The sequence below is a fragment of the Mycobacterium mantenii genome (assembly GCF_010731775.1).
Lineage (GTDB): Bacteria > Actinomycetota > Actinomycetes > Mycobacteriales > Mycobacteriaceae > Mycobacterium > Mycobacterium mantenii.
The window spans coordinates 215,355-227,505 of record NZ_AP022590.1; the positions used below are offsets into that span (position 1 = coordinate 215,355).

General features: G+C 68.7%; 11 protein-coding genes. 10 read left to right on the forward strand and 1 reads right to left on the reverse strand.

Going from position 1 to position 12,151, the window contains the following annotated elements; genetic code table 11:
* Positions 1-4 precede the first annotated feature (4 nt).
* On the reverse strand, positions 5-259 hold the full coding sequence (locus G6N50_RS01080) for a DUF2631 domain-containing protein (RefSeq protein ID WP_083098237.1): 255 nt from the start codon (positions 257-259) through the stop codon (positions 5-7).
* Positions 260-380: 121 nt separating this feature from the next.
* On the opposite strand from G6N50_RS01080, the gene dxr reads away from it, so the two are divergent.
* The 10 genes from dxr to G6N50_RS01130 all read left to right on the forward strand — a co-directional run bounded on the left by dxr (position 381) and on the right by G6N50_RS01130 (position 12,077).
* Positions 381-1,592, forward strand: a complete 1,212-nt coding sequence (gene dxr, locus G6N50_RS01085) for a 1-deoxy-D-xylulose-5-phosphate reductoisomerase (RefSeq protein ID WP_163650796.1) — start codon at positions 381-383, stop codon at positions 1,590-1,592.
* A 19-nt stretch (positions 1,593-1,611) separates the two neighbouring features.
* A complete protein-coding gene (locus tag G6N50_RS01090) occupies positions 1,612-2,835 on the forward strand; it encodes a M50 family metallopeptidase (RefSeq protein ID WP_083098240.1) in 1,224 nt (407 codons plus the stop codon).
* A 17-nt stretch (positions 2,836-2,852) separates the two neighbouring features.
* Positions 2,853-4,019, forward strand: coding sequence for a flavodoxin-dependent (E)-4-hydroxy-3-methylbut-2-enyl-diphosphate synthase (ispG, locus tag G6N50_RS01095; protein WP_083098243.1), 1,167 nt, complete (start codon positions 2,853-2,855; stop codon positions 4,017-4,019).
* A gap of 54 nt (positions 4,020-4,073) precedes the next feature.
* Positions 4,074-4,928: a GNAT family N-acetyltransferase gene (locus G6N50_RS01100; protein ID WP_083098246.1), complete on the forward strand. Its 855-nt coding sequence runs from the start codon at positions 4,074-4,076 to the stop codon at positions 4,926-4,928.
* A 144-nt stretch (positions 4,929-5,072) separates the two neighbouring features.
* The gene (locus G6N50_RS01105; protein WP_083098249.1) at positions 5,073-6,890 is read left to right on the forward strand and encodes a penicillin-binding transpeptidase domain-containing protein; all 1,818 of its coding nucleotides are present in this window, start codon (positions 5,073-5,075) and stop codon (positions 6,888-6,890) included.
* Between the two features lie 97 nt (positions 6,891-6,987).
* Positions 6,988-7,581: a DUF1707 SHOCT-like domain-containing protein gene (locus G6N50_RS01110; protein ID WP_083098252.1), complete on the forward strand. Its 594-nt coding sequence runs from the start codon at positions 6,988-6,990 to the stop codon at positions 7,579-7,581.
* Positions 7,582-7,613: 32 nt separating this feature from the next.
* Positions 7,614-8,471, forward strand: coding sequence for a type I methionyl aminopeptidase (map, locus tag G6N50_RS01115; protein ID WP_083098255.1), 858 nt, complete (start codon positions 7,614-7,616; stop codon positions 8,469-8,471).
* A gap of 10 nt (positions 8,472-8,481) precedes the next feature.
* Entirely contained in the window at positions 8,482-9,981 is a 1,500-nt protein-coding gene (locus G6N50_RS01120) for a cobyric acid synthase (protein WP_083098258.1), read from the forward strand.
* 129 nt (positions 9,982-10,110) lie between these two features.
* Positions 10,111-10,662, forward strand: coding sequence for an alpha/beta hydrolase (locus tag G6N50_RS01125; protein ID WP_083098260.1), 552 nt, complete (start codon positions 10,111-10,113; stop codon positions 10,660-10,662).
* Between the two features lie 20 nt (positions 10,663-10,682).
* A complete protein-coding gene (locus G6N50_RS01130; RefSeq protein ID WP_083098263.1) occupies positions 10,683-12,077 on the forward strand; it encodes a glutamine synthetase family protein in 1,395 nt (464 codons plus the stop codon).
* Positions 12,078-12,151 lie beyond the last annotated feature (74 nt).

Genomic DNA, 12,151 nt, shown 5'->3' on the forward strand with positions numbered 1-12,151 from the left:
GTGACTACCTGATCCAGCCGCGGCGGCGGCCCCACAGGTCGCGGATCAGCACCACGAGGGTCAGCGCCGCAAACCCGATCAAAAACCAGTTCTCGATGTGGCCGACGTGGTTGCCGCGCAGCATCGCCAGCAGGAATCCGAAGCCGATCAGGCTGGCAATATGCCAGGTCCGGTGGTTGATCCTGCTCCAACCCCACGCTGCCGACGGCACCTCGACGTCGTCGACGCCGCTGAAGTGCTCCACCTCGGTACTGGCCACGGCGAATCCCCTTCGGATCGGATTGGCTTGTCGAACCCAAATTCTGGCACACCCGCCACCGGGCCCGCGGGGCATGGCCCGGCGCATGGCCCCCATCGGTGCCGGGCGGCACAATGAATGGGTGACCAACCCGACGACCGACGGGCCAACGCGGGACCGGCTGCGGGTGCTGCTGCTGGGCAGCACCGGCTCCATCGGCACCCAGGCGCTGGACGTCATCGCGGCCAACCCGGACCGCTTCGAGGTCGTCGGCCTGGCCGCGGGGGGCGCTAACCTGGACACGCTGCTGCGGCAGCGCGCCGAGACCGGTGTGACCAACATCGCCGTCGCCGACGAACGCGCGGCGCAGCGGGCCGGCGACATCCCGTTCAGCGGGCCCGAGGCCGTCACCCGGCTCGTCGAGGAGACCGAGGCCGACGTCGTCCTCAATGCGCTGGTGGGTGCGTTGGGCCTGCGGCCCACGCTGGCCGCGCTCAACTCGGGCGCCCGGCTGGCGCTGGCCAACAAGGAATCGCTGATCGCCGGGGGACCGCTGGTGCTCCGAGCCGCCAAGCCGGGCCAGATCGTGCCGGTCGATTCCGAACATTCCGCGCTGGCCCAATGCCTGCGCGGCGGGGCGCCCGACGAAGTCGCCAAACTGGTGCTGACCGCCTCCGGCGGCCCGTTCCGCGGCTGGACGGCCGCCCAGCTCGAGGACGTCACCCCCGAGCAGGCCGGCGCCCACCCGACGTGGTCGATGGGCCCGATGAACACGCTGAACTCCGCCTCGCTGGTCAACAAGGGGCTGGAGCTCATCGAGACCCACCTGCTGTTCGGCATTCCGTACGACCGCATCCAGGTGGTGGTGCACCCCCAGTCGATTGTTCATTCGATGGTCACCTTCATCGACGGGTCGACCCTCGCCCAGGCCAGCCCCCCGGACATGAAGCTGCCGATCTCGCTGGCCCTGGGCTGGCCGCAGCGGGTTCCGGGCGCGGCCGCCAGCTGCGACTTCAGCAAGGCGTCTAGCTGGGAATTCGAGCCGCTGGACGATGCCGTTTTCCCCGCGGTCGAGCTGGCCCGGCATGCCGGGCAGGCCGGTGGCTGCATGACCGCCGTCTACAACGCGGCCAACGAGGAGGCGGCCGAGGCCTTCCTCGCGGGCCGGGTCGGGTTCCCCGCCATTGTCAAAACCATCGCCGACGTGCTGCACGCCGCAGACCAATGGACCGTTTCACCCGCTAACGTGGATGAGGTACTCGACGCGCAGCGCTGGGCACGTGAGCGGGCGCGGCGTGCCGTCGCACAAGCCCAGCCCGCCAAGGTGTCCGCAAAAGCCTCTGGAGTGGTGTGAGAAAGGTCCTCCCAGCCTGATGATGTTCGTTATCGGCATTGTGCTGTTCGCACTGGCCATCCTGATCTCGGTGGCCCTGCACGAGTGCGGCCACATGTGGGTCGCCCGCGCCACCGGCATGAAGGTCCGCCGGTATTTCGTCGGGTTCGGGCCCACGCTGTGGTCGACGCGGCGCGGCGAGACCGAGTACGGCCTCAAGGCCGTCCCGCTGGGCGGCTTCTGCGACATCGCCGGCATGACCTCGGTGGAGGAGCTGGCTCCCGACGAGACCGACCGCGCCATGTTCAAGCAGGCGGTCTGGAAGCGGGTCGCGGTGCTGTTCGCGGGCCCGGCCGCGAACTTCGTCATCTGCCTGGTGCTGCTCTACGGCATCGCCCTGATCTGGGGGCTGCCGAACCTGCATCCGCCGACCCAGGCGATCGTCGGCGAAACCGCTTGTGTGGCACCGGAAGTCGCTCCGGGCAAGATTGCGGATTGCACCGGCCCGGGCCCGGCTGCGCTCGCCGGAATCCGCGCCGGCGATGTCATCGTCAAGGTGGGTGACACCCCGGTATCGACTTTCGACGACATGGCCGCCGCTATCCGCAAGGCGCACGGCAACGTCCCGATCGTCGCCCAGCGCGACGGCACCACGATCACCACCTACGTCGATGTCACCCCCACCCAGCGCTACCTGACCAACGGGGCCGGCGGGCAGGGCGGTCAGCCGCAACCCTCGACGGTCGGCGCTATCGGCGTCGGCGCCGTCAAGGTCGCGCCCTCGCACTACGGGGTGTTCACGGCGATCCCGGCCACCGTCGCCTTCGCCGGTGACCTCACCGGCGAGGTGGGCAAGGCGCTCGTGTCGATCCCGACGAAGGTCGGCGCGCTGGTGCACGCGATCGGCGGCGGGCAGCGCGACCCCCAGACGCCGATGAGCGTGGTCGGGGCCAGCATCATCGGCGGCGACACCGTCGACCACGGGTTGTGGGTGGCGTTCTGGTTCTTCCTGGCCCAGCTGAACCTCATTCTGGGCGCGATCAACCTGGTGCCGCTGCTGCCCTTCGACGGCGGCCACATCGCCATTGCGGTGTTCGAAAAGCTCCGCAACCTGGTCCGGACGGCCCGGGGCATGGTGGCGGCCGCGCCGGTGAACTACCTCAAGCTCATGCCCGCGACGTACGTCGTGCTGGTGTTCGTGGTCGGCTACATGCTGCTGACCGTGACCGCCGATCTGGTCAACCCGATCAGGATCTTCCAATAGCAGAAGGAATTGAAACAGTGAGCATTGGCCTGGGCATGCCGGACGCTCCGGCGCCCACGCTCGCCCCCCGGCGCAAGACGCGCCAACTGATGGTCCGCGACGTCGGGGTGGGCAGCGACTATCCGATTTCCGTGCAGTCGATGTGCACCACCAAGACGCACGACGTCAACACGACGCTGCAGCAGATCGCCGAGTTGACCGCGGCCGGCTGCGACATCGTCCGGGTGGCCTGCCCGCGTCAGGAGGACGCCGACGCGCTGGCCGAGATCGCCCGGCACAGCCAGATCCCGGTGATCGCCGACATCCATTTCCAGCCCAAGTACATCTTCGCGGCCATCGACGCGGGGTGCGCCGCGGTGCGGGTGAACCCGGGCAACATCAAAGAATTCGACGGCCGCGTCGGCGAGGTCGCCAAGGCCGCCGGTGCGGCGGGGATCCCGATCCGCATCGGCGTCAACGCCGGCTCGCTGGACAAGCGGTTCATGGAGAAGTACGGCAAGGCCACCCCCGAGGCGCTGGTCGAGTCGGCGCTCTGGGAGGCCTCGCTGTTCGAGGAGCACGGCTTCGGCAACATCAAGATCAGCGTCAAGCACAACGACCCGGTGGTGATGGTCGCGGCCTACGAGCAGCTCGCTGCGCAGTGCGACTATCCACTGCACCTCGGCGTCACCGAGGCCGGTCCGGCCTTCCAGGGCACCATCAAGTCCGCGGTCGCGTTCGGTGCCCTGCTGTCCCGGGGGATCGGCGACACCATTCGGGTGTCGCTGTCGGCGCCCCCGGTCGAGGAAGTCAAGGTCGGCACTCAGATTCTCGAGTCGCTGAACCTTCGGCCGCGCGGGCTGGAGATCGTGTCCTGCCCGTCGTGCGGTCGTGCTCAGGTCGACGTCTACACCCTGGCCAACGAGGTCAGCGCCGGCCTGGACGGGCTGGATGTCCCGCTGCGTGTCGCGGTGATGGGCTGCGTCGTCAACGGTCCGGGCGAGGCCCGCGAGGCCGACCTCGGCGTCGCATCGGGAAATGGCAAGGGGCAGATCTTCGTTCGCGGTGAGGTGATCAAGACGGTGCCCGAAGCTCAGATCGTCGAGACGCTGATCGAGGAGGCGATGCGAATTGCCTCGGAGATGGGGACCGATCACGGTCCTGATACAACATCGAGCGGTTCGCCGATCGTGACCGTAAGCTGATGAAGGCCAGCGCCCGGTACTGGTCTTGAGTTCGCACCACAGAGAGTTCGCCAGATGTCGGCTCCGCCCCTGTTCCGCCTTGTCGGTGAGCGACGGGTGTCCGTGGTGCGCGACGCGGCCGCCGTCTGGCGGGTGCTCGACGACGACCCCGTCGCGTCATGCATGGTCGCGGCCCGGGTAGCGGACCACGGCATCGACCCGAATTCGATCGGTGGCGAACTGTGGACGCTGCGCGGCGCCGAAGAATCGCTGTGCTTCGCCGGCGCCAACCTGATCCCGCTGCGCGGCGCGCCGGCCGACCTGAGCGCGTTCGCCGACGAGGCCATGCGCGGGACGCGGCGCTGCTCGTCGCTGGTCGGCAGGGCCGAGCTGGTGATGCCGATGTGGGAGCGGCTCGAGGCGGCGTGGGGCCCGGCTCGTGACGTGCGCGACCACCAGCCGCTGCTGGCGTTGTCCAACCACCCCAGCTGCGAGCTCGACCCCGGTGTGCGCCAAGTCCGGCCCGAAGAACTGGACGCCTACCTGGTGGCCGCCGTGGACATGTTCATCGGCGAGGTGGGCGTCGACCCGCGGCTCGGCGACGGCGGCCGCGGTTACCGACGGCGGGTGGCCAGCCTGATCACGGCCGGGCGCGCCTGGGCGCGGTTCGAGCGCGGCCAGGTCGTCTTCAAGGCGGAGGTGGGTTCGCAATCCCCAAGCGTGGGCCAGATCCAGGGGGTGTGGGTGCACCCGGAGTGGCGCGGGCTGGGCCTGGGCACCGCCGGCACCGCGACGGTCGCCGCGGTGATCGTCGGCACCGGGCGAACCGCCAGCCTCTACGTCAACGACTTCAACACGGTGGCCCGCGCCGCCTACGCCCGCGTGGGCTTCACCGAGATCGGCACCTTCGCGACGGTGCTGCTCGACTAGCGCCCGGACCGCTCGTTCGCGGGTGTAACGGGGTGGCGATTTTCCGCCGTCTTTTCCGCCGTGGCGTTACGTGCGCGTGCATAACGGTTGCGTCTCGGTGTGTCGGCACCGGTGCGACATCCACACTTCATAACATCTGTACCAATGGTCACAAAAACCCCAGTGGTAATCGTCGCGGCCGGGTTGCTGCTCGCGGCCGTCGCGATGTCCGGATGCACGCCACGGCCCGACGGCCCGGGCCCGGCCGCGGAAAAGTTCTTCCGCGCCCTGGCCATCGGCGACACCGCGGCCGCCGCGCAGCTCAGCGACAGCCCCAATGAGGCCCGCGAAGCCCTCAACGCGGCCTGGTCTGGCCTGCAGGCCTCTCATCTCGACGCGCAGATCCTTAACGCCAAGTACGCCGAGGACAGCGGCACGGTCGGCTACCGGTTCACCTGGCACCTGCCGAAGAACCGGACCTGGACCTACGACGGCCAGCTGAAGATGGCCCGCGACGAAGGGCGCTGGGCCGTGCGGTGGACCACCACCGCGCTGCACGCCAAGCTGGGCGAACACCAAACTTTCGCGCTGCGGGCCGATCGACCGCACCGCGCCTCGGTGAACGAGCTCGGCGGCAGCGACGTGCTGGTGCCGGGCTACCTGTACCACTACACGCTGGACGCCACGCAAGCCGGCTCCGGAGCCGCGCTGATCGGCACGGCGCACGCGATCGTCGACGTGCTGCACCCCTTCAACGGCGCCCTCAACGACCCGCAGCTGCTCGCCGAACAAGCCAGCTCGACGCCCCACCCGGTGGATCTGGGGGTGACGCTGCACCCCGATGACAACGACAAGGTGTCCCCGCTCGTCGGGCACCTGCCCGGCGTCATCGTCACGCCCCAGCCCGAGATGCTGCCCACCGACCCGCACTTCGCTCCGGCGGTCATCTCCGCGGTGAAGAAGGCCGTCGTCGACCAACTCGACGGCCAGGCGGGCTGGCGGGTGGTGAGTGTCAACCAGAACGGCGTCGAGGTCGAGGTGCTGCACGAGGTCGAAGGGTCGCCCGCGCCGTCGGTGTCGATCACCCTGGACCGCGCCGTGCAGAACGCCGCCCAGCACGCGGTGGACACCCGCGGCGGCAAGGCGATGATGGTCGTCATCAAGCCGTCGACCGGGGAGATCCTCGCGATCGCGCAGAACGGCGGCGCCGACGCCGACGGACTGCCGGCCACCAACGGCCTCTTCCCGCCGGGGTCGACGTTCAAGATGATCACCGCCGGCGCGGCCGTCGACCGCGACATGGCCACCCCCAACACCATGCTGGGCTGCCCCGGCCATCTCGACATCGGGCACCGCACCATCCCCAACTACGGCGGCTTCGATCTCGGTGTGGTGCCGATGTCCCGCGCGTTCGCCAGCTCGTGTAACACCACCTTCGCCGAGCTCAGCAGCAAAATGCCGCCGCGCGGCCTGACGCAGGCGGCCACCCGCTACGGCATCGGGCTGGACTACGACGTCGAAGGCATCACCACGGTGACCGGGTCGGTGCCGCCGACGGTGGATCTCGCCGAGCGCACCGAGGACGGTTTCGGTCAGGGCAAGGTGCTGGCCAGCCCGTTCGGCATGGCCCTGGTGGCGGCGACGGTCGCCGCCGGCAAGACGCCGGTCCCGCAACTGATCGCGGGGCGGCAGACCGCCGTCCAGGGTGACACCACGCCGATCAGCCCGAAGATGGTCGATGCGCTGCGGCCGATGATGCGACTGGTGGTGACCAACGGGACCGCCAAGGAGATCGCGGGCTGCGGCGCGGTGTACGGGAAGACCGGTGAGGCCGAGTTCCCCGGCGGATCGCATTCCTGGTTCGCCGGCTACCGCGGCGATCTGGCCTTCGCGGCGCTGATCGTCGGGGGCGGCAGCTCGGAGTACGCCGTCCGGATGACCAAGGTGATGTTCGAATCGCTGCCGCCGGATTTCTTGGCCTAGTCCGATGGCGGCGACCCGCTGCGCCCGGCTATGCCGCGCTTGCGATCGCCGCTAGCGCCGAGTGCCCCCGGGGTCGCATCGGCGGTAAATTGCGAACATGACGGATACCGGCGGCGACATGGTGGCCCCTGTGTCCTTGCGTGTCTCCGACGCCGACCGAAACGGCACCATGCGGCGACTGCACAACGCCGTCGCGCTCGGGCTGATCGACATCGACGAGTTCGAGCAGCGCTCGTCGCAGGTGTCCTACGCGCGCACGCGTGGTGAGCTGGACGGTCTGGTCGGCGATCTGCCGGGACCGGGTGCCATCGTCACCTGCGCGGCCGACCGGGTGGAACTGCGGGGCTGGGCGGGTTCGCTGAAGCGTCACGGCGAATGGACTGTGCCGACCCGCCTGGCCTTGGTCCGCCGGCTCGGCTCGGTGGAACTCGACCTCACCAAGGCCCGGTTCGCCGGGCCGGTGGTGGTGATCGAACTCGACATGAGGTTCGGCTCGGTGGAGGTTCGACTGCCCGAGGGCGCCAGCGCGTCGATCGACGACGTCGAGGTCTACGTGGGCAGCGCCAGCGACCGCCGCAAAGACCCGCCCGGCGAGGGACGGCCGCACGTCGTGCTGACCGGGCGGGTGGTGTGCGGCTCGGTGGTCATCCGCGGACCGCGCCGCTCGCTGCTGCGCCGCCAGCGGCTCTGAGCGGCTCGCGGCACCGCGGTTAAGCTGGTCGCATGCCTGCTCGCACCGCGCTTTCCCCCGGAGAGTTGTCCCCGACTCTGCCGGTGCCCGGCCGTATCCCGCGTCCGGAATACGTCGGCAAGTCCACCGCCCAAGAGGGCAGCGAACCGTGGGTGCAGACGCCCGAGGTGATCGAGAAGATGCGCGTCGCCGGCCGGATCGCGGCCGGCGCGCTGGTGGAGGCGGGCAAAGCCGTCACACCCGGGGTGACCACCGACGAACTGGACCGGATCGCCCACGAGTACATGGTCGACCACGGCGCCTACCCCTCCACGCTGGGCTACAAGGGCTACCCGAAGTCGTGCTGCACGTCGCTCAACGAGGTCATCTGCCACGGCATCCCCGACTCGACGGTGATCGCCGACGGCGACATCGTCAACATCGACGTCACGGCCTACATCGACGGGGTGCACGGCGACACCAACGCGACCTTCCTGGCCGGTGACGTCTCCGAGGAGCACCGCCTGCTGGTGGAGCGCACCCGGGAGGCGACGATGCGCGCCATCAACGCCGTCAAGCCCGGGCGTGCGCTCTCGGTGGTCGGCCGCGTCATCGAGTCATACGCAAACCGGTTCGGCTACAACGTTGTTCGCGATTTCACCGGTCACGGCATCGGTACCACGTTCCACAACGGCCTGGTCGTTTTGCACTACGATCAGCCGTCGGTGTCCACCATCATGCAGCCCGGGATGACGTTCACTATCGAACCGATGATCAACCTCGGCAGCCTGGACTACGAGATCTGGGACGACGGCTGGACGGTGGTCACCAAGGACCGCAAGTGGACCGCGCAGTTCGAGCACACCCTGCTGGTCACGGACTCCGGCGTCGAAATCCTCACCTTGCCATGACGTTTGCCGGATGACCGGAGCGCTGCTGGTCGCGGGCACCAGCTCCGACGCCGGGAAATCGGTGGTGGTGGCGGGCCTGTGCCGGTTGTTGGCGCGCCGCGGGGTACGCGTCGCCCCGTTCAAGGCGCAGAACATGTCCAACAACTCGGTGGTGACCGTCGAGGGCGGTGAGATCGGGCGCGCCCAGGCGATTCAGGCGCGCGCGGCGGGGCTGGAACCCAGCGTGCGGTTCAACCCGATCCTGCTCAAGCCAGGCAGTGACCGCACCTCGCAGCTGGTGATCAAGGGTCAGGTCGCCGACTCGGTCACCGCGAAAAGCTATGTGCAGCATCGTGATCAGCTTTCCCGGATCGTGCTCGACGAATTGACCTGCCTGCGTGACGAATTCGATGTGGTGATCTGTGAGGGAGCCGGTTCGCCGGCCGAGATCAACCTGCGGGCAACGGATCTGGCCAACATGGGGCTGGCCCGGGCCGCGGATTTGCCGGTGCTGCTGGTCGGGGACATCGACCGCGGCGGTCTGCTGGCGCATCTGTTCGGGACCGTCGCGGTACTCGAGCCCGACGATCAGGCGCTGATCGCCGGATTCATCGTCAACAAATTCCGCGGCGACCCCGCGCTGCTCGAACCCGGCTTGCGCCGGCTGCACGACATGACCGGCCGCCCGACCTACGGCGTGCTGCCGTACGCCGACGAGCTGTGGCTGGACGCCGAGGACTCGCTGTCGGTGGTCGCGCGCCGCGTCATCGGCACGCCCACGCCCCCGCGCGGCAAGCAGTGGCTGCGGGTGGCCGCCATCCGGCTGCCCCGGATCTCCAACTCCACCGACGTCGAGGCGCTGGCCTGCGAATCCGGTGTGCTGGTGCGCTGGGTCGCCGACCCCGCCGACCTCGCCGACACCGACCTGGTCGTCATCCCTGGCAGCAAAGCCACCGTCTCCGACCTGTCGTGGCTGCGCGATTGCGGTCTGGCCGACGCGATCACGGCGCACGCCCGTGCCGGCAAGCCGGTGCTGGGAATCTGTGGAGGATTTCAGATGCTGTGCAGTCGCCTAGACGATCCGGTGGAATCCGGGACGGCGGACGTGCCCGGGCTGGGGCTGCTCGCGGTCGACATCGCCTTCCATCCCGACAAGACCTTGCGCCGCTGGCAGCAGCCGCTCACCGGTTACGAGATCCACCACGGGCGGGTCACCCGCTGTGACGAGGAGAGCTGGTTCGCAGCCGGCGCGGATTCCCAGGGTGTGGTGCGCGGCGCGGTTTTTGGGACCCATTGGCACGGCTTGCTGGACAACGACGACTTCCGGCGTGCGTGGCTCACCCGGGTCGCCGACGCGGCGGGCCGCGACGGCTTCGTGGCCGGCGACACCGACGTCGCCGCGCGACGCGATGCCCAGCTCGATCTCGCCGCGGATCTGCTGGCGTCCCATCTCGACCTCGACGCCGTTCTCAACCTGCTTGATGGTCCTCCGCCGCGGCGACCGTATCTCTCAAATCGCTTGCAGCCGTAGCTCATTAGCCGCATAACCGCGATGATGGTCGTTGCTGACGGTGCGGTCAAAAATTCGGATTTGCGTACCAGATGCCCAGAATCCTCGCGCACGCATGCCGTTTGGCTGTAGCGTGCTTAGGTGTCCTCGATGATGACCACCCTGGACGGGTTCCCCGTCCCGGTTGTTGTAGCCGGTCCAGACAACGGCGTCGTCGTCGTCATATTGGGTGACGAGGACCGGGTCCCGGCGGCGTACGACGCGGTCTGCGAGCGCCTGCACACCGCATCGCTTCGGACCGTCGTGATCGGGTTCGATTCGCGCCTGACCCCCAAGTCGGTGATCGGCATCCTCGACGCGCTGAGCATCGGATGGGCCGTGGTCATGGGCGACCGGGCCGGCGGAGAACTCGCCTGGGAACTGACCGCAACCCGGCTGGGCCGGTTCGTCGGGCTGGTGGTGATCGACCGCGGCCATCCGCGGGCCGCCAACTACGAGGGCGCCATCACTGACGGGCAATGCCCGCCGGTCGAGATCGGCACCACCGTGTTGGTCAGCTCGCCGGCCGCCCGGGCGGTGGCCCAGGCCAGCCAGCGCTATGTCTATGCCGAATACCGGGTGGTGCACCTGGGGCGGCGCACCGTGCAGGAGTCGACGGCGCAACTGGCCGCCGAGATCATCTTGCGCACCAGCACCTGGTAGCGCCTGGTTGACTGACGGTCATGGCCGGTGAAGAAAACGCTGTGACCGATCCGAATGCCGCGATGCTGTCGTTGACCGCGCTGCATCGACTGGTTGACACCGGCGAGGTGGACACCGTCATCGTGGCGTTTGCCGACATGCAGGGCCGACTGGTCGGGAAGCGGATCGACGCGCGGCTGTTCGTCGACGACGTGGCCGCCCACGGCGCCGAATGCTGCGGCTATCTGCTCGCCGTCGACGTCGACATGAATACCGTGAGCGGCTATGCGATGTCGAGTTGGGACACCGGATACGGCGACACGGTGGCCAGGCCGGACCTGTCCACCCTGCGGCGCGTCCCCTGGCTGCCCGGGACGGCGCTGGTGATCGCCGACGTGGGCTGGGCCGACGGCAGCCCGGTCGCGGTGTCGCCGCGGGCGATCCTGCGCCGCCAGCTGGACCGGTTGGCCGGGCGCGGGCTGGTCGCCGACGTCGCGACCGAGCTGGAATTCATCGTGTTCGACGAGTCCTATCGCCAGGCGTGGGCCAACGGGTACCGCGGCCTGACCCCGGCCAGCGACTACAACATCGACTACGCGATCTCGGCGTCGTCGCGCATGGAGCCGCTGCTGCGCGACATCCGGCGGGGGATGATCGGCGCCGGCCTGCGCTTCGAAACCATCAAGGGCGAATGCAACAGGGGCCAGCAGGAAATCGTTTTCCGGTACGCCGACGCGCTGGTCACCTGCGACAACCACGTCATCTACAAGAACGGCGCCAAGGAGATCGCCGACCAGCACGGCAAAGGCCTGACGTTCATGGCGAAATACGATGAGCGAGAAGGGAACAGCTGTCACATTCACCTCTCGCTGCGCGACCTTCAGGGCGGTGCGGTGTTCGCCGATCCCAGCCGCCCGCACGGCATGTCGTCGGCGTTTTGCAGTTTCCTCGCCGGGTTGCTGGCCACCCTGGGCGAACTCACACTGTTCTATGCACCGAACATCAACTCCTACAAGCGATTCGCCGACGGCAGTTTCGCGCCCACCGTGCTGGCGTGGGGATTGGACAATCGCACGTGCGCGTTGCGGGTGGTCGGGCATGGGCCCAACACCCGGGTCGAGTGCCGGGTCCCCGGCGGCGACGTCAACCCGTATCTGGCGGTGGCGGCGATGGTCGCCGGCGGGCTGTACGGTATCGAACGGGGCCTGGAGCTACCGGAGCCCTGCGCGGGAAATGCCTATCAGGCTCCCGGCGTCGCGCGGTTGCCGGTCACGCTGGCCGAGGCGGCCTCGGTGTTCGAGCGCTCGACGCTCGCGCGGGATGCGTTCGGCGACGACGTTGTCGCCCACTACCTGAACAACGCCCGGGTGGAGTTGGCGGCGTTCAACGCGGCGGTCACCGATTGGGAGAGGATGCGCGGGTTTGAACGCCTCTGAGTTTGATGGTGGCGACCCGCCGCGCCCGGCTGCGCCGCGCTTGCGATCGCCACGGTCCGATGGTGGCGATCCGC